Origin of the sequence: Lachnoanaerobaculum sp. Marseille-Q4761 (genome assembly GCF_017565785.1) — a bacterium.
GTDB lineage: Bacteria > Bacillota > Clostridia > Lachnospirales > Lachnospiraceae > Lachnoanaerobaculum.
In genome coordinates this window covers 45,782-62,329 of sequence record NZ_JAGEKB010000004.1, presented here as the reverse complement: position 1 = coordinate 62,329, position 16,548 = coordinate 45,782, and the positions used below count along the sequence as shown (strand labels likewise).

Sequence of the window (16,548 nt, the reverse complement as noted above, 5' to 3'; positions counted from 1 at the left end):
CATGAATCCTTTTACAGTAGAAGAAATGAATTTGTTAAGCATTTACAGAGGCGAAAGCAAAGAGGAAGTAACGGAGAAAATCGCATTTGCTCTATCCTTTATGGATAAGGATATGCGGAAGCTTGCAAAGCGTACGGTAAAAAAGGTAAACAGCCTGTCCGATCAGGAATTTGCCACGCTTTCCATTGATCCCGCCGATGAAATATGAGGAAATCAAAAACGCTTTCACCCAAACAGGTAAAGCTTGTCAATCGCCTTGTGAGAAAAGAATGCTGTAACTATGATAATGGAAACTGCATTTTACTTGACGATGGGGAAGCCTGTCCTTGTCCGTAGCTTATATCCTGTTCGCTTCTTTGCCATTGGTTTTCCGATGCGGTGCTTCCTCTTGATAGAGAGCTTTTTTCAGAGCTTTACGCACCGGAGGGAAAACGCCGTTGCACTGTATACGGAGCGCCCTTTGCATCAAAGTCCAACAATGCAAAATATTGCCCCGGCTGCAGAAAGAAAATCACAAGAAAGCAAGCGGCGGAAAGGATGAGAAAAAAGAGAAGCCTTGTTACGAAATAGAAGGCGTAAACGCCTTGTAAAACCTTGCTTTTTAGGAGCGTTTCAGCTTGTGGCAAGGGTTTATATCTATATCCTTGAAATCAAGGTTTAACTGCGTAACATAGGGAGGCAAAAAAAACGGATGCGGCAGTCATGAATTTGTGGCTGCTGCGTCCGCTGTTTTTTTGCTATTAGAACCATAAGGATTTTTCATTTCTGAATACAGGATTTTCGCCATTCGCATAAGGATCGTATCTTTCTATATTACAGCCGTATTCCTGAAGCTTTACTATTTTTTTGTTCATACCCCATGTTATGTCAGATATTCCGTCAAAGCTCTGTTTTATACCGTCTTTCATTTCACATTCAAAAAACCAAAAGACAATCGTTTGATTTTCATTATGAAAAATCTGTTTAATATCCCATTTTAGAACTTCTCCGCGAGTATTCCATTCATAAAACCAATGCTTGATTTTCTCTGCTCCGTGATATTCCGGTCCCCAGCTTTCTATATACACGGCATTTTCTTCAAACAAATCTTGAATATCCGTATCTTCTTTATGAAGCCACATTTCAAACCAGCTTCGGATAATTCTTTCTTTTTCCCTTTTCATAAAAACACTTCTTTCTGTACATTATTCTTTTACAAGCCTATATATCGTAAGCGGAATATACCATGCCGCAACCAGAAGCTGCCATATAATCACAATGCAGCCGATCAATCCGCCGACAATGATATTTACAGCAAATATTCCTACCGTTGCAGTAAAGTCATGATTTACCGGAATCAGCCATAAAAACATTCTTCTGATACCGAAAGGAACACCGCAAAACAACCATACATAAAAATAGTTTGTTGCCCCGTTTTGCGTAAATATTTTCGTTCCCCAATAAAAGAGAAAGGCTGTAAGTAAAACCGGCACTATTACTTTCTTAAAAAAATCTTTCCATATTTCCCCGCGTGTCATAATATCAGCTCCTTTTCTTCCGGAAACTGTTTTCTGTCCTTAATATTTTTTCTTTCCCGTTTCTTTAGTTAGCCATATCATACCATGGATTTTACTCATCATCCACAAGAGGAATTATTCAAGGGCTTTTGTATGCTCCTTGCCTGATTTTTCCTTTTGTAAAATCGTATCAACGTTCTGCTTGATCTTTTGATATTCCTTGACTTTCTTTTTCAGCTTTCCGTAGTCGGAATATATGGCTTCTTTCTTCTTTTGCAGGGCGGTATATTCTTTCTGCAAAGCTGCCAATTCCGGAAGCTTTTTAATGCCTGCATCCTTTAGTGCCTTTCCGGAAGCTTCATAAAGGATCAGGCTGCTTTCATATTTACGCCTGTATGCTTCCTTATCCTTTGCCTTGATATATCCTCTGTGAATATCCTTTGTCTTTTGATAGGTTGAGATATTTTTTATAAGAACAGCCATATCGGAAAGTTTCTTTTCGTTCTGCTTTAAGCTGTCTGCCGTCTGTTCACTGTCAAGGATAATTTCATCTATTTTCTTTATCAGATCTTCATACTGCAGGATGTTATTTTCCGTAAGGAAATTCATTGTCTTTGCAGCCTGTTTCAGATTATGGATCTTCGCCCAATGTTCATAGCCTACCGATTGCTGTGCCTTGATATTATTTTCAATATCAATCAATAGGGATATTCCTTGTTCCTGCTTCGGTATCTTAACATTACGACTTCTTATTCCTGCAATGCGCTTTCGGATTGCTTCTTCCGTATAATCAATACCGAGAGTTTTCAGCCTTGTAAATCGCTCTTGTCCGGGAACTCTGCAGGAAACATATTTGCCGAGTTTGATTTCATATCCGGAAGCTTGCAGCTTCTCTAAAAGCTCTTCAAAATCCTTTATCTGAGGAATCAGAAGATCAACCGCTTCTTTCAGTTTCCCTTTCCAGCTTGTACCTGTCTTTGCTGTCTGATACTCAATATAGCTTTTTCCTTTTCGCCCTTTTTCCGGAGTGATAACCGACAAGCCGTTTTCATAGCATAAACGGTCGTTGATATTTCTGATTCCGTAATAGCTTCTTTTGTTGGAATTATATTTGTGATAATCCACGAAATTAACGGCACAAAAAATGATGTGATTATGGACGTGCTCTTTATCAATATGAGTGGTTAGGACATATTCATACTGTCCTTTTGTTACGGCATCTGCAAGCTGCTTTCCAATCTCATGGGCTTTTTCAAAGCTGACCTCTCCCGGTTCAAAGGACTGTATCAGGTGATGGGCTAAATTGTTTCCTTTATCAAGTGCCTGTGAAAGCGTAAAGGCAAATTCTATATCTGCGGTTTCATAGCTGCATCCGAAAGAGGAAACGAGCATTTTGTCATCGGTTTTATCGGGATTTTGGATATATTCAAGAGCTTTTTTTAATGTGCTTTTAATAGGTTTAATCTTTGTAACCGCCATATCTCTTTTAAGGCTCCTTTGATTTCTTCTATATCTTCCTGATACACATTTCCCGTCGCGTTCGCTCTTTTTGCAATCTGATTGATGTTGACCCCGATTTTTTGAAGCTCTGCCGTCATTTTCTTTATATCGCTGTGATCTACCTGAATGATATATCCGTCTATCGCCATTTTCCGAAGGTACGCTTCCACATTTCTTGTAGGCACCTGTTTCATTTTTTCTTCAATCAAAATGCGTTCTTCTTCCGTAACACGAAATTTAATTTGCACATTTCTTTTTCTGTTATTCATAGGTGAATTTCCTTTCCGTTTTCATAGAGGGTTTGGGACACTTCCCAACAAGCAATTTTCAACCTATGCACTAATAGTGCAAGGAGTTGAAAATACGGAAAGGGTACCCCTTTCCTATGCTTGCTATTCCACTTATCCCTTAATCTCTACAACAACGGGAATTCACATTTTGCCAAAAGAGCGGGAGGAAAATTGCTTATTTCAAGGAGTTTTTCTGTTCGGTATCTGCGCTTTCTTTAGCGGCGGGGTGATGATCCACAGATTGTTTTCGCTGATACAGTCAATTAGGGCGTCGAGCTGACGTCGTTGTATGGTCTTTGTGGTGCCCTTCTACGAGAAAAAATTGATCGACGGATATATCCAAGTGAGTAACGAGTCGATAGAAAACTTACAGGAGGGGGGTTGCTCGCTGTTTTTAATAGAAGCTATGTAACGGTGAGAAAGATGTATATGCGCTGCAAGCTCTTTTCGCGTTAATATTTCATCAAGTGGAGACAGACACTTCTGGCAGAAAATAAAATAGGAGAAAGATTTCTGTTGTCGAGTTTCAGGACAACAAGGTCCTTATCCTTTTATCAGATAACTTATTCCAGCAACAAAAAACACACACAATTTATCAATGTAAAAGCGAGCCTCACACCGATTCTTACCGTGACGCAATGGTTCAAACATAGAAGAATAAAAAGAGTTTGTCAGCATGTGAAGGACACCTCGCATCAAATCTTCGTCAGTACCGGACATGCTTGCAATATTGCTCTGTGTATAGACATAAGAAAGATTTATTTCTGTTAGCTTATCAATCAGAGTTGTTTGCCGTGTGCCATCCAAAGAACATTGAAGCAATAAAAATTCATCTCTATGATCATAAATATAATCAATCATATCAAGATAGATTGCTGTATCATCAATAGAGGCGAATGCAGCACTGCGGTTTTCTTTGTTTTTTAACCAGAATTGGTCTGCGTAATTCTGATATAACTCTACGAGTCCATCTGAAATCGGTAAAACAATCGCATCAAACAGACCTTCTTTGTTAGGAAAACGCGTATAAACAGCGCGAGCGCTAGTATTCGCTTTTTTTGCAATATCACGTATGGAGGCAGATTGAAAACCTTTATCTAAAAATTCATCTCTTGCGCATTCCAATAGGCGCTCTGAAACACCGGTAATTCTTTTCATATGATTCTTCTCTCCTTGACTGAAACGTTGTTTTCATTTTATGAATCAAAATAAAATGTGTCAAGGAAAATTGTCTTGACAGCATCTGATAGAAGTTGTATATTTTTATTGAAACATCGTTTCAATGCCGCCGAAGCGGCATATATTTTTCGCCTGTGGTTAGCAAGATCTAACTTAATGGCAGTAAGGGGCTGATATTATGAAAGAAAACAAGGTAATGAGCCGTTTGTTTGGTTACATGGGCTTATTCAAAATCACAATGATAATTTCTATTATCTTGTCCGCGGTTTCCGCAGTTATCAACCTATATGCTTTCGTGTGTGTGTATAACGTTATGAAAGAGATTGTCCAATCTCTCGGTGACATACATTCCCTCGACCAAGCATATATGGTGAATATGGGCTGGCGTGCTGTATATTTTATCCTCACGTCCTTTGGAATGTATGGTATGGCATTGTTATTTTCCCATATTACCGCCTTTAATACAGTAGCGAGGTTGCGGATCCGGCTTGTTCGGCATGTGGGACGCTTGCCTTTGGGGTATCATACCCAAAATCCCAGCGGAAAACTGCGAAAGATTATAGAAAAGAATTCAGACAATTTAGAAACACTGATTGCGCATCAAATCCCCGATTTTGCGGGAGCTGTTGCGCTGCCAATTGCTTTTTTGTTTTTTATGTTTATATATGACTGGCGGCTGTCTTTGATTTGTCTGATCCCAATATTAATCGGTTTTGGAATCCTTGTGTATATGCTGAAAGATGAGAGCGAGGGCTTTGCAAAACAATATCAAAAATCCGCCGAGGACATCAGCAATGCGGTTACGGAATATGTCAGAGGCATTTCCGTAGTTAAGGTATTCGGACAAACTGCCAATTCCTTCAGGCGCTATAAAGCCGCAGTAAAAGAGTACAGTGACTATTTGTTAAAGTATGCACTCTCAATGGAAAATACAGACGGTGCTTATCATGCGGCTATCAATGGGATATTCTTTTTCTTAATTCCCGGAGGGATTATCCTTTTTAATGCGGGCGGCAATCCTGAAAAAATGGTATTGAGTTTTCTGTTTTTTGCTGTCATTATCCCCATGGTAGTTACAATTTTAGCCCGTATTATGAGCAGCTCTTCAAATCTGATGCTGTCTAAAGCTTCCTTGGATGCAATTGATAGGATATTGGAGGAAAACCCTTTGCCGGAACCGACAAATCCTCGTAAACCTTCAGGGTATGATATTGCTTTTGAACATGTTTCGTTTGCATATGAAAAAGGAGCCGCAAAAGCTTTGAATAATGTATCTATGAATATAAAAGAAGGAACAATTACTGCACTGGTGGGAGAATCAGGCGGCGGCAAAAGCACTGTCACCAATTTGCTTGCAAGATTTTGGGATGTTCAGGAGGGGGCTATCAGGGTTGGCGGAGTAGATGTACGGGATATGGATTATAAGCAGTGGATGGAGCAGGTCAGTATTGTGTTTCAGGATACCAACCTGTTTAAGATGTCGATTGTTGAAAATGTCGCTGTTTTTAATCCGGATGCTTCTCGTGAGGAAATTCTACATGCACTTCATCTTGCTCAATGTGACAATATTATTGAGAAATTACCGCAAGGTGCAGATACAATAATCGGAACAAAAGGAGTTTACCTCTCCGGTGGGGAGATGCAGCGCATTGCTCTTGCACGCGCAATCCTTAAAAACACACCCGTGGTATTGCTGGACGAGGCTACAGCCTTTGCGGATGCTGAAAATGAATATCTGATCCAGAAAGCTCTTGACGAGCTGCTGCGAGGGAAAACGGTCGTTATGATTGCACATCGGCTTTCCACGATTATACATGCAGATCAAATTTGCGTTTTGAAGCAAGGGAGTATTGTAGAACGAGGGACTCACCGCGAATTAATGGATTTGGATGGTGTATATGCCGGAATGTACAGAGAATATCAGAGCAGCATTTCATGGCGGATTGGAGGCACACACTATGCTTAAAAAAATATACTATATCAGCGACGAGGGAAACAGAGCAATCCTAAAATCCGGGCTGTATATGGGACTGTTCAATATTGCCACTCTGCTGCCGGTAATATTACTAGCAATGGTGGCGAATGAAATGGTGAACCGTTATTTTGGAATAACACAGGGAGATATTCCGCTTTTGGGGTACTGGGGCGTCGCTTTTGTATTGCTGCTTGCAATTTTCTTTACATATCGCATAACCTATCGGAATAAGCATCTAACATCGACATCTGAAGATATGAGGCTTCGTATGGACATTGCGGATAAAATCCGAAAGCTTCCATTGTCTTATATCGGACGGCGTGACCTGAGTGATCTGACATCCACAGTTATGGATGATGTTGCCACTGTGGAAGCGGCTCTGGCAACAAGTGTAGCGGAGTTTATAGGCGGCTTTTTGTCAGGTGTTTCCTGCCTTATTGTTATTGCCTTTTATAACTGGAAGCTGGCTGGCAGTCTGGCTATCTGCCTTCCTCTGGTAGTTATTATAATGTCCCTGTGCCGCGTTATCTCCGAAGGAACAAATAAAAGAAATCGACAAAAGAAACTTGACATTAGTGACGGACTTCAAGAGTATCTGGAAAACATTAAGGTGTTGCGCTCTTCAGAAAAAATGGAGGGATATCAAAACCGTCTGGCTGTAACAATCAAGCGCGTTTTGACAGGACTTGTTTTATATGAGTTTTTGTCAGGATCCACGATTAGTTTTTCTCATAACATCATGAGAACCGGCGTAGGTCTGGTTATCGTTACTGGATCTACACTTCTGATTTCAGGGGAAATCAGTGTGTTTACATTTCTCCTTTTCCTTTTGGTTGCCGTCAGAATTTACGAGCCGCTGACAAAGGCCTGTGAGTCCTTAGGCGTAATGATTTCATCGCTGGTAAGCGCCAAACGGATCCGGGAGCTGATGGATTATCCTGAGCAGAAAGGAGCTGAGAATCTGCATCCCGAAACCTTTGATATTACCTTTGAACATGTATCCTTTGCCTACAATGAGGAAGACGTCCTGCATGACATTTCTTTTATCGCTAAGCAGGGACAAATCACTGCGTTAGTCGGACCATCAGGATGCGGGAAAAGTACACTCTGCCGACTGGCTGCCCGTTTTTGGGATGTAAACAGAGGAAGCGTATCTTTAGGCGGAACAAATATCAACGATATTGCGCCAGATGAGCTTTTGAAGAATTATTCTTTTGTGTTTCAGGATGTGGTGTTATTCAATGACACCATCTACAACAACATAAAGATAGGGAAAGAGAATGCAACTCGTGAGGAAGTCATGAAGGCGGCGAAACTTGCTCAATGTGACGAGTTTATACATCGGCTCCCTCAGGGTTACGATACAGTGATCGGAGAAAACGGCAAGACGCTTTCCGGCGGTGAGCGTCAACGGCTCTCGATTGCACGGGCATTTCTGAAGAACGCTCCTGTGATTCTGCTGGATGAAAGTACGGCTTCGATTGACCCGGAAAACGAAACAAAAATCCAGCAGGCGATCGGCAGACTGATTGAGAATAAAACAGTCTTAATCATTGCTCACAAACTTCGCTCTATCGTGGAGTGCGACAAGATAGTCGTTTTGAAGGAGGGTCAGTTATTGGAAACCGGTACGCATGAAGAGCTTATGAAACATAAGGGCTTATATCACCGCCTCTACTTACTGCAAAATGAAAGTTTAGCATGGACTGTAAAAAAATCTATATAATTATGAAAAATTTATCAACGAAAGGATCGAATAAAATGAAAAAAGAAGTGAACCAGAACCGACTGAATGGTAAAGATTTGATGAATGTAGGAATTTTTACGGCAATCAATGTTATTCTAGGAGTTGTAGTTGCAGTTGCTATTGGTCTAACCCCCATCGGTTTTATGATGATACCCTTTGTTGCAGCGATCATAATGGGCATTCCAATGATGCTTTACTTTACGAAAATAAAAAAGTTCGGCATGATTCTGATTTTTGAGCTCGTAAACGGAATAGTTCTTCTTCTGACCGGAATGGGACCTGATGCGTTGATTTGCGGAGTTGTAATTGGTCTGATTGTGGAATTTATTATCAAATCCGGCGACTATCGAAGTGCGAAGCGTGCCGTTTTTGGATATGCTCTTTTGATGCTCACCTCATGCGCCAACTATATCCATTGGCTGAATGCCAGTGCAGAATGGCTCAATAAAAATGCGGCGACATACGGACAGGATTTCATGTACACCATCTCCGGATGGCTTGACTATTGGTGGATGTTCCATGCAGTTATCCTTTCCGCTTTTATCGGAGGCATACTTGGCGGTTTGCTTGGTCGGGCTGTACTGAAAAAGCACTTTTTGAGAAGTGGGCTGGTCTGATGAACACGATATTACGAAATACAAGGCCGACAGCAAAGCAGATGTATCTTGACCCACGTACAAAGATCCTGCTTTGCCTGACGGTTTCCTGTGTCATGATGTCAAGTGATATTATCGGAATAATGAGATTCGTGTTGCCATGCCTTGCCGCTATTCCTCTTTTATTTCTTGTTTTTTTGAAAAAAACAAAGATTGCAGCCTACTATGTTGTTATGTATATAGTCACCGCAACCGTACCGAGGCTATTGATGCCTCATGTGTCGCCACTGTTCAACCTCCTTTTCACCGGTATGATTGCCATGTTTACAAAGCTGCTGCCAGGGATGTCCATGTTTTGCCTTTTGATATTAACAACAACGGTAAGTGAATTTGTTGCAGCTATGGACAGACTGCATATATCCAAAAAAATTTCAGTTCCGGTATCCGTAATGTTTCGATTTATTCCTACAATTCGGGAGGAGTACAAAGCGATTCGTGATGCTATGCGTCTGCGGGACTTAAGCTGGCGCAATCCGATGGAAATGTTGGAATATAGAATGGTGCCTCTTCTGACAGGGTTGGTAACAATTGGAAATGAGCTGTCTACGTCAGCTCTCACGCGGGGATTGGATTCCCCACAGCGACGCACAAATATGTGCCCGATAGGATTTCACTGGCAGGATGCAGTCGCACTGTTGTTCTGTATTGCCATTATTATTTGCTATGTTCTTTCCGCATTCTTTGGGTGGTAGCTAAAATGTTTAGAAGGAGATTTTTCTTTGATAAAAGTTGAACATGTATCTTTTACTTATGAGAATGCCGAAAACGGTGCGGCGATTCTTGATAACTCCGCACAAATTTCCAAAGGAGAAATTGTATTGTTGTGTGGGGAGTCCGGCAGTGGGAAAACCACATTCAGCCGTTTGATTAATGGACTGATTCCAAACTATTATGAAGGGACACTCGTCGGTAAGGTTCAGGTTAATACTATGATTCCAAAAGAGCTTGAACTTCATGAACTGGCTCCTTATATTGGTTCTGTGTTTCAGAATCCTAAAGCACAATTCTATACCCTGGTAACGGATACCGAAATCGTCTTTTCCTGTGAAAATATGGGCATGGAGCGAAAAGATATACTAATGCGGTTTGATGATACGGTGACCGCAATGCGATTGGAACCACTGCTTGGCCGAAACTTATTTACACTAAGCGGCGGCGAAAAACAAAAAATAGCGTGTGCCTCTGTCCATGCTTTGCTGCCTGATATTTTGGTTTTGGATGAACCGACATCCAACCTGGATATTGGTACAATCCATGAGCTTGAGAATATTTTGTCTTTGTGGAAGGCGCAAGGAAAGACGGTTATTGTAGCAGAACACCGACTGGCTTGGCTTCGCAGACTTGCAGACCGGGTTCTGTATTTCAGGAAAGGAAAAATTGAACAAGAGTTCACCGGTGAGATTTTTTTCCGAAAGCCGCTTCCCTCTTTACATGAAATGGGCTTGCGTGGGATAAGCCACTTTGTGCCGCTGCGAGTGAGCAGCAAAAGGACAGATGAAGGGATAGAACTCCGGGATTTTTCTTTTACTGTCGGAAAGGAAAATCTCCTCAATATTGACTACCTGAAGATTCCAAAAGGCTCCGTTGTTGCAGTGCTGGGGAATAATGGTGCAGGAAAGACAACTCTGGCCAGGTGTTTGTGCGGCTTAGAAAGAAAAATTAAAGGAACCTTTTCATTCCTTGGGAGAGAATATAAATCGAAACAGAGACTGAAACTCTGTTACATGGTGATGCAGGATGTCAACCACCAGCTTTTTGCAGAAAGCGTTTTTGATGAGATAACACTTGGGGCTAAAAATATTTCTGAGGAAGAGAGAAAAAATTACACGGAGAACATTCTGTCCATGTTGGATCTGCTATCGTACAAGGATAGCCATCCCATGTCTCTTTCAGGCGGGCAGAAACAACGTGTGGCAATAGCCGGTGCCATTGCTACGCACAAGGAAATCATCGTGTATGATGAGCCAACCAGCGGATTGGACTACCGCCATATGAAAGAGGTCGCAGCTTGCATCCAAAAACTATCTGATATGGGCAAAACCCAATTTATTATAACCCATGATCCTGAACTTGTCGCATATTGTTGCGATTATATGATGTTTATGGACAACGGTATTGTGTCACATTTTGGGGAATGGACAGATGAAAATATAGCTTTTATTTCCCGCTATTTTGAAAATGAATAGGAAAATCAAATTACATTATTTGGCGCAATGAAAAATGCTATTTCATCTATCTTTACAAAAACAAAGCTGCTGTCAAGGATATGCTGTAACCTGAAAAGTTAATATGATTTGATCTGACGGCGATTTTGAAAGTGTCACAATTTCAAACCGCCGTTTTCTGTTTTGAAAAAGGATGCGGAGGATGTATAGCGTCACTCTATTCACAGAACACAGCGGTATCAAAGGAGGTATCGTCGTGTTTATTTTTCGTCATCTTAAGTTAAAGGGGATATATTCTATTTCCGGGTTTCCGTACCCTTACGGATAACCTGTTACATCATATCCATATAGCTATCTTTTCATGTCCGATCCCGGCTGCCCTGTGCAGTCGGGATTTTTTGTGCCTACAAAAACTTTTTTTCAAAAATATTCGCTTTTCTTTGGCAGTTTTCAACTCTGTGTTGTTGAGGGTTTACGAAAGGGGAAATTCTACCCGCTTTCGCGGCTGCGAAAGGAGGTGAATACCATGAATGAACCTGAAAGAACCGAATGGCAGATACGCTGCGCATTTAACGGCTTCTGCAAGCGGACATTGAAAAACGAAAGTATCAATGCCCATCGGGATCTTAAAAAGCGGCAGGCACACGAAATTAACTTTTCCGACCTGACACCGAAAGAGGAAAACCAACTTTATACCTGTGAAGATTTTTTTACGGAAGATAAAGAAGAACAAACATTTTTCGCAGGTGGAAAGGAATTGAGTGCAAATCTTATTGCCGATGCGATCCACAGCTTGCCGGAAGAAAAAAGAAGAGCTGTCCTGCTCTACTACTTCTTTGATATGAGCGATGCGGAAATCGCAGCACTCTATCAGATTCCGAGAAGCACAGTGCAGTATCGAAGAACCAGCTCATTTGAGCTGTTGAAACGCTATTTGGAGGAACACGCTTATGACTACCCAGGCTGGTAAAACAACCGATGATGAACGCGGCTTGTTGCCTTATCCGGTAATCATAGCCGCAACCAAAGGAGAGCCACAGGCAATGAATATTGTCTGCCAGCATTACGCAGGCTATATCGCACACCTTTCTATGAGAAAGCTCCGTGATGAACGGGGAAACACCTATTACGGCATAGATGAGGATATGCGAGATCGCCTTCGCTCAAAGCTCATGCAGGCTGTCCTGATTTTCAAGATTTAAGATTGTAACAATCTGCGCTCCCCTTTCCGCAGACAAGGCAGAAAATACTTGCCGCCTGTTCTTTGACAAATATACCCGCAAGATAACGGCGGCGTATTATAGGGCAAACCGGACACTTTCCTTTTGTGCCTTAGCTGTGCGGAGAATACGCCATGACACTTCCCTACACGGAAGCCGAGCGAGAAATATTCTACCGCAAAGCAAGCGTAGCACCTTGCAAGCCATGACAGCACAAAATATATAATGATACTCCCTTACAGCCACAGTCCGAGCGTTAGAAGCGTCGCAGGCAATGGGTAGGGCTACATGAGAACCATGCAGGGGTGAGATTCCCGTGAGGCTAATGCTTACAGCCATCCGGTAATGCCTTTCTTAAATATGAATATCAGAACTTTTACTTATACCTATTTTGAGAAAGGGGGCGATGAGATGAATCAAACGGATGTGCCTATCTGGGAGAAATATACCCTTACCATAGAAGAAGCGGCAAAGTATTTTCGCATCGGAGAAAATAAGCTGCGAAAACTGGCAGAAGAAAATCCTACTGCAAATTGGGTTATATTAAATGGCAACCGTATTCAGATCAAGCGCAGACAGTTTGAAAAAATGATCGATACGGTTGACACAATCTAATGGAGATCGAGCCTTGACGATGGTATAATAGATATAGCATATCAAGGCTCTTTCCGTCTTGGAAAGGAGCATAAAATGTCAGGAAAAAGACGGGACAGCAAGAACCGAGTTTTGCGGTCAGGTGAGAGCCAGAGAAAAGACGGGAGATATGCTTACAAATATACAGATACCTTTGGGAAACCGCAATTTGTGTACGCATGGAAATTAGTTCCTACGGATAAGACCCCTAAGGGTAAGCGTGAGGATAAATCCCTGCGTGAAAAGGTTAAGGAAATACAAAAAGACCTTGATGACGGGATTGACCCTGTAGGAAAGAAAATGACCGTATGCCAGCTTTATGAGAAGCACATACGAAATCATGCAAATGTAAGGCATGGTACAAAACAAGGTCGAAAGCAGCTCATGAGAATACTTGAGAAAGATACAATCGGAGCATGCAGCATTGAGAATGTAAAAATGTCTGATGCAAAGGAATGGGCTTTACGCATGAAAGAAAAAGGCTATTCTTTTATCACGATTAGCAACCATAAGCGTTCTCTAAAGGCAGCTTTTTACACCGCTATTCAGGATGACTGTATCAGAAAAAATCCTTTTGACTTTCATATCAATACAGTTATTGAGGATGACACCGAGCCGAAAATTCCTCTTTCGCCCATGCAGGAAGAAAGCCTGCTTTCCTTCGTGAAAAGCGATAAGGTCTATTACAAGTATTATGATGAGCTTATCATTCTGCTTGGAACAGGACTTCGTATTTCCGAGTTTTGCGGACTAACGGACAGTGATATTGACTTTGAGAATCGGACAATCAATGTAGATCATCAGCTTCAATACTCCGGTAAAAAGTCCTACCGCATAGAAACTCCGAAAACGGAAAACGGCATTCGTAAAATTCCAATGAGTGACCGCGTACTGGAAGCCTTGCAGAGAGTGATGCAGAACCGAAGAAAAAGCGATTTTACTGTTGACGGTTATACAGGCTTTCTCTTTCTTACAAGAAACGGAACACCTCAAAACTACATTAACTATGATATTATGTTTCGCAAACTTGTAGAAAAGTACAACAAGAAACACGAGGAAGTTTTGCCGGTGGTAACAACACCTCATACTCTGCGGCACACATTCTGTACCAATATGGCAAATGCGGGAATGAATCCGAAAGCCTTGCAGTATCTTATGGGACACGCCAACATAACGATGACCCTGAACTATTACGCACACGCCACCTTTGACAGCGCACAGGCGGAATTTTTCAGACTGGTGGCTTAAAGGAAAAGAGATGTTTTACTACTTCTTTACTACCTTTCAAAGCGAAAACACAAGCGGATTTAAGAAAATATGTGAGTATCTCCCGATAGATAAAATACCGGCAATGCCTGTAAAGACAGGCTATACCGGCATATAAGAAGTTTTGAGAAGATAGTTAAAAATCGTATTAGAGTTTATATAAATATTTAATAATTGATTTACTGGTATTGATTGTAAAAAATTGATATAATCATAGTAATTATCGCTTTAAAAATTAAGCGCAACAGGAGGTTAGAATCTATGGGACTTATTTCAGCTATAAGCGGTGCAGCAGGTGGTGTACTGGCAGATTCATGGAGAGACTATTTCTATGAGGATTCATTGGAAGGTGATTTACTCGTAACAAAAGGTAAAAAAAGAGTGGACCAGAGAGGTTCAAATAATAAATCTACAAATAATGTTATTACAGACGGCTCTATTATTGCGGTGGCGGACGGTCAGTGTATGATAGTGGTTGAAAACGGAAAAATAAAGGATGTCTGTGCCGAAACCGGAAAATATGTGTACAGTAATACTGAAGAGCCTACTATTTTTGCAGGTAATCTTAAAGAAACAGTGAAAAGGACATGGGAGCAGTTTAAGAGCAGATTGGTGTTTGGAGGCGGTGCTACCGGAGATACCAGAGTCTATTATATCAATACAAAGGAGGTACCGGGATTTAAATTCGGAACTTCCACACCTATACCATACAGAATAGTGGATTCAAATATCGGACTTGATATTGATTCCAAAATCAGATGTCATGGTGAATATTCTTTCAAAATAGTAGATCCTTTACTTTTTTATCAAAATGTAACAGGAAATATAGCAGGTGATTACAGACTTGAGGGGAAGCTTTTAGATCAGATGACTGCAGATCTTTTAAATTCGCTTCAGCCTGCATTTGGAAGACTTTCGGGAATAGGCTCAAGATACAGTGATATTCCTAATCATGCTATGGAACTTGCGGATGAGCTTAACAGTATAATGTCAAGTAAGTGGGGAGACAGACTTGGAATTGAGATTGCTTCATTTGCAATAAGCGGTATGTCTATTCCACCGGAAGATGAGGACATGATAAAGCAGCTTCAAAGAACAGCTGTTTTCCAGAAAGCATCTATGGCAGCTGCAAACCTTAGTTCGGCACAGGCTGATGCTATGAGAGATGCGGCAAAAAATACAGCAGGCGCAATGATGGGATTTGCAGGTATGAATATGGCAAGTCAAATGGGTGGAATGAATGCAAACCAGCTTTATCAGATGGCTGCAAATGAGCAGGCACAGCAGCAGGCTAATCAACAGATGTATGGTAATCAGCCAAATATGAACGGTATGCCGCAGCAGGGCAATCAGATGCCACAGGGCGGTAATGCCATGTCGCAAAGCAGCGGTCAGCAGGCGGCGGATGGCTGGACATGCAGCCAAGGTCATTCACATAATACAGGAAAGTTCTGCTCAGAATGTGGAGAGCCTAAGCCTGTAGCAGCTCAAATTCATTGCTCGTCATGCGGATATACTCCAAATGATCCGAGCAATCCTCCAAAGTTTTGCCCGGAGTGTGGAAAACCGTTCTAAATTAGATGATTTAATTGAATGGAGACTTTATGAATAATATAGACAAGGTAACCCTTACAATTCCTAAAGAAAAAAATATTGCATTGATTGCACATGACGGAAAAAAGCCTGATATTATAAAATGGTGTGAAGATAATAAGGATATATTGGCAAAGCATAAACTGTATGGAACAGGTACGACAGCCAGACTTATTACGGAAAAGACGGGACTTACCGTGAAGGGGTATAACTCAGGTCCGCTTGGCGGAGATCAGCAGATAGGTGCAAGAGTGGTGGAAGGTAAGATAGATTTTGTTATATTCTTTACGGATCCGCTTACTGCAGCACCTCATGATCCTGATGTTAAGGCATTGCTTCGAATAGTACAGGTTTATGATGTACCTATGGCTATAAATAAATCAAGTGCCGATTTTCTTATAACATCTTCGCTTATGGATACGGAATATGATCATGATGTAATAAATTTTAAAGAAAATATTTCCCAAAGGGTTAAGGAAATGTCATAGATATGACTTGCAGGGAAGCCAGAAAGCTCATCATACCGTTTATACATGATGAGCTTTCCATAGAAGAAACAAGAGATTTTTTGCAACATGTAAGGGGTTGCAAAGCTTGTATGGATGAGCTTGAAATCTATTATATAGTTCATGTGGGACTGGATAAGTCGGATAGTGAGGACATCGAATATGATTTGACAGCTGCCCTTAACAGTCACATAAGAGAAGCATACCAGAGAATTTTTATAATATTCCTGGGTATGGTTTTGAAGTATTCCATAAATACGCTTATGTTTTTCGGAGTATTTATCATAGCAATGATGCAATTAAGAATATGGTTCTTTTAGTA

General features: G+C 41.2%; 20 protein-coding genes. 15 read left to right on the top strand and 5 right to left on the bottom strand.

The features are described from left to right. Position 1 precedes the first annotated feature (1 nt). Positions 2-208 carry a transposon-transfer assisting family protein gene (locus J4O15_RS15010; RefSeq protein ID WP_009220368.1) on the top strand — a complete coding sequence of 69 codons (207 nt, stop codon included), beginning with the start codon at positions 2-4 and terminating at the stop codon, positions 206-208. Then, a complete protein-coding gene (locus J4O15_RS16590) occupies positions 205-336 on the top strand; it encodes a cysteine-rich VLP protein (protein ID WP_434954700.1) in 132 nt (43 codons plus the stop codon). The genes J4O15_RS15010 and J4O15_RS16590 overlap by 4 nt, the downstream gene beginning before the upstream one ends. 404 nt (positions 337-740) lie before the next feature. Here the strand turns inward: J4O15_RS16590 and J4O15_RS15000 are convergent, their stop codons facing one another. The 5 genes from J4O15_RS15000 to J4O15_RS14980 all read right to left on the bottom strand — a co-directional run bounded on the left by J4O15_RS15000 (position 741) and on the right by J4O15_RS14980 (position 4,444). Beyond that, positions 741-1,163: a nuclear transport factor 2 family protein gene (locus J4O15_RS15000; RefSeq protein ID WP_009220369.1), complete on the bottom strand. Its 423-nt coding sequence runs from the start codon at positions 1,161-1,163 to the stop codon at positions 741-743. Positions 1,164-1,184: 21 nt separating this feature from the next. Then, complete coding sequence (locus J4O15_RS14995) at positions 1,185-1,517, bottom strand: DUF6050 family protein (protein ID WP_208101364.1); 333 nt, start codon at positions 1,515-1,517, stop codon at positions 1,185-1,187. A gap of 114 nt (positions 1,518-1,631) precedes the next feature. Beyond that, positions 1,632-2,975 (bottom strand): relaxase/mobilization nuclease domain-containing protein, encoded by a 1,344-nt coding sequence (locus J4O15_RS14990; RefSeq protein ID WP_208101363.1) that lies wholly within the window; start codon positions 2,973-2,975, stop codon positions 1,632-1,634. Further along, a complete protein-coding gene (locus J4O15_RS14985) occupies positions 2,936-3,265 on the bottom strand; it encodes a plasmid mobilization protein (RefSeq protein ID WP_009220372.1) in 330 nt (109 codons plus the stop codon). Before J4O15_RS14985 ends, J4O15_RS14990 begins: the two co-directional genes overlap by 40 nt. Positions 3,266-3,829: 564 nt before the next feature. Continuing rightward, entirely contained in the window at positions 3,830-4,444 is a 615-nt protein-coding gene (locus J4O15_RS14980) for a TetR/AcrR family transcriptional regulator (protein ID WP_002982989.1), read from the bottom strand. Between the two features lie 199 nt (positions 4,445-4,643). Here J4O15_RS14980 and J4O15_RS14975 point away from each other — a divergent pair, with 199 nt between their 5' ends. From J4O15_RS14975 to J4O15_RS14920, 13 genes are all read left to right on the top strand, one after another. Next, positions 4,644-6,431, top strand: a complete 1,788-nt coding sequence (locus J4O15_RS14975; protein WP_009220373.1) for an ABC transporter ATP-binding protein — start codon at positions 4,644-4,646, stop codon at positions 6,429-6,431. Further along, positions 6,424-8,166, top strand: a complete 1,743-nt coding sequence (locus J4O15_RS14970) for an ABC transporter ATP-binding protein (protein WP_208101362.1) — start codon at positions 6,424-6,426, stop codon at positions 8,164-8,166. The genes J4O15_RS14975 and J4O15_RS14970 overlap by 8 nt, the downstream gene beginning before the upstream one ends. A 35-nt stretch (positions 8,167-8,201) precedes the next feature. Beyond that, entirely contained in the window at positions 8,202-8,804 is a 603-nt protein-coding gene (locus tag J4O15_RS14965; RefSeq protein ID WP_208101361.1) for an MptD family putative ECF transporter S component, read from the top strand. Then, on the top strand, positions 8,804-9,535 hold the full coding sequence (locus J4O15_RS14960) for an energy-coupling factor transporter transmembrane component T (RefSeq protein WP_009220376.1): 732 nt from the start codon (positions 8,804-8,806) through the stop codon (positions 9,533-9,535). The genes J4O15_RS14965 and J4O15_RS14960 overlap by 1 nt, the downstream gene beginning before the upstream one ends. A gap of 27 nt (positions 9,536-9,562) precedes the next feature. Beyond that, entirely contained in the window at positions 9,563-11,029 is a 1,467-nt protein-coding gene (locus J4O15_RS14955) for an ABC transporter ATP-binding protein (protein ID WP_002983007.1), read from the top strand. Between the two features lie 505 nt (positions 11,030-11,534). After that, positions 11,535-11,978, top strand: a complete 444-nt coding sequence (locus J4O15_RS14950; RefSeq protein ID WP_009220377.1) for an RNA polymerase sigma factor — start codon at positions 11,535-11,537, stop codon at positions 11,976-11,978. Further along, on the top strand, positions 11,959-12,210 hold the full coding sequence (locus J4O15_RS14945) for a helix-turn-helix domain-containing protein (RefSeq protein ID WP_003060825.1): 252 nt from the start codon (positions 11,959-11,961) through the stop codon (positions 12,208-12,210). The genes J4O15_RS14950 and J4O15_RS14945 overlap by 20 nt, the downstream gene beginning before the upstream one ends. Positions 12,211-12,639: 429 nt before the next feature. Continuing rightward, positions 12,640-12,843: an excisionase gene (locus tag J4O15_RS14940; protein WP_002983016.1), complete on the top strand. Its 204-nt coding sequence runs from the start codon at positions 12,640-12,642 to the stop codon at positions 12,841-12,843. 75 nt (positions 12,844-12,918) lie between these two features. Further along, positions 12,919-14,109 carry a site-specific integrase gene (locus tag J4O15_RS14935; RefSeq protein WP_002983018.1) on the top strand — a complete coding sequence of 397 codons (1,191 nt, stop codon included), beginning with the start codon at positions 12,919-12,921 and terminating at the stop codon, positions 14,107-14,109. Between the two features lie 10 nt (positions 14,110-14,119). Beyond that, positions 14,120-14,245: a hypothetical protein gene (locus J4O15_RS16200; RefSeq protein ID WP_023353337.1), complete on the top strand. Its 126-nt coding sequence runs from the start codon at positions 14,120-14,122 to the stop codon at positions 14,243-14,245. A gap of 143 nt (positions 14,246-14,388) precedes the next feature. Continuing rightward, positions 14,389-15,702, top strand: a complete 1,314-nt coding sequence (locus tag J4O15_RS14930) for an SPFH domain-containing protein (RefSeq protein WP_208101360.1) — start codon at positions 14,389-14,391, stop codon at positions 15,700-15,702. A 29-nt stretch (positions 15,703-15,731) separates the two neighbouring features. Continuing rightward, positions 15,732-16,208 (top strand): methylglyoxal synthase, encoded by a 477-nt coding sequence (locus J4O15_RS14925; protein WP_009220380.1) that lies wholly within the window; start codon positions 15,732-15,734, stop codon positions 16,206-16,208. A 2-nt stretch (positions 16,209-16,210) separates the two neighbouring features. Further along, positions 16,211-16,546 carry a zf-HC2 domain-containing protein gene (locus J4O15_RS14920; RefSeq protein ID WP_009220381.1) on the top strand — a complete coding sequence of 112 codons (336 nt, stop codon included), beginning with the start codon at positions 16,211-16,213 and terminating at the stop codon, positions 16,544-16,546. Positions 16,547-16,548 lie beyond the last annotated feature (2 nt).

Excerpts from the sequence above, each read along its gene's own strand:
- J4O15_RS15010 (WP_009220368.1), top strand. The coding sequence starts at position 2 with ATGAATCCTTTTACAGTAGAAGAAATGAATTTGTTAAGCATTTACAGA.
- J4O15_RS14985 (WP_009220372.1), bottom strand. The coding sequence starts at position 3,265 with ATGAATAACAGAAAAAGAAATGTGCAAATTAAATTTCGTGTTACGGAA.
- J4O15_RS14925 (WP_009220380.1), top strand. The coding sequence starts at position 15,732 with ATGAATAATATAGACAAGGTAACCCTTACAATTCCTAAAGAAAAAAAT.
- J4O15_RS16590 (WP_434954700.1), top strand. The coding sequence starts at position 205 with ATGAGGAAATCAAAAACGCTTTCACCCAAACAGGTAAAGCTTGTCAAT.
- J4O15_RS14965 (WP_208101361.1), top strand. The coding sequence starts at position 8,202 with ATGAAAAAAGAAGTGAACCAGAACCGACTGAATGGTAAAGATTTGATG.
- J4O15_RS14990 (WP_208101363.1), bottom strand. The coding sequence starts at position 2,975 with ATGGCGGTTACAAAGATTAAACCTATTAAAAGCACATTAAAAAAAGCT.
- J4O15_RS14980 (WP_002982989.1), bottom strand. The coding sequence starts at position 4,444 with ATGAAAAGAATTACCGGTGTTTCAGAGCGCCTATTGGAATGCGCAAGA.
- J4O15_RS14930 (WP_208101360.1), top strand. The coding sequence starts at position 14,389 with ATGGGACTTATTTCAGCTATAAGCGGTGCAGCAGGTGGTGTACTGGCA.
- J4O15_RS14950 (WP_009220377.1), top strand. The coding sequence starts at position 11,535 with ATGAATGAACCTGAAAGAACCGAATGGCAGATACGCTGCGCATTTAAC.
- J4O15_RS15000 (WP_009220369.1), bottom strand. The coding sequence starts at position 1,163 with ATGAAAAGGGAAAAAGAAAGAATTATCCGAAGCTGGTTTGAAATGTGG.
- J4O15_RS14970 (WP_208101362.1), top strand. The coding sequence starts at position 6,424 with ATGCTTAAAAAAATATACTATATCAGCGACGAGGGAAACAGAGCAATC.
- J4O15_RS14920 (WP_009220381.1), top strand. The coding sequence starts at position 16,211 with ATGACTTGCAGGGAAGCCAGAAAGCTCATCATACCGTTTATACATGAT.
- J4O15_RS14935 (WP_002983018.1), top strand. The coding sequence starts at position 12,919 with ATGTCAGGAAAAAGACGGGACAGCAAGAACCGAGTTTTGCGGTCAGGT.
- J4O15_RS14945 (WP_003060825.1), top strand. The coding sequence starts at position 11,959 with ATGACTACCCAGGCTGGTAAAACAACCGATGATGAACGCGGCTTGTTG.
- J4O15_RS16200 (WP_023353337.1), top strand. The coding sequence starts at position 14,120 with ATGTTTTACTACTTCTTTACTACCTTTCAAAGCGAAAACACAAGCGGA.
- J4O15_RS14940 (WP_002983016.1), top strand. The coding sequence starts at position 12,640 with ATGAATCAAACGGATGTGCCTATCTGGGAGAAATATACCCTTACCATA.
- J4O15_RS14960 (WP_009220376.1), top strand. The coding sequence starts at position 8,804 with ATGAACACGATATTACGAAATACAAGGCCGACAGCAAAGCAGATGTAT.
- J4O15_RS14975 (WP_009220373.1), top strand. The coding sequence starts at position 4,644 with ATGAAAGAAAACAAGGTAATGAGCCGTTTGTTTGGTTACATGGGCTTA.
- J4O15_RS14995 (WP_208101364.1), bottom strand. The coding sequence starts at position 1,517 with ATGACACGCGGGGAAATATGGAAAGATTTTTTTAAGAAAGTAATAGTG.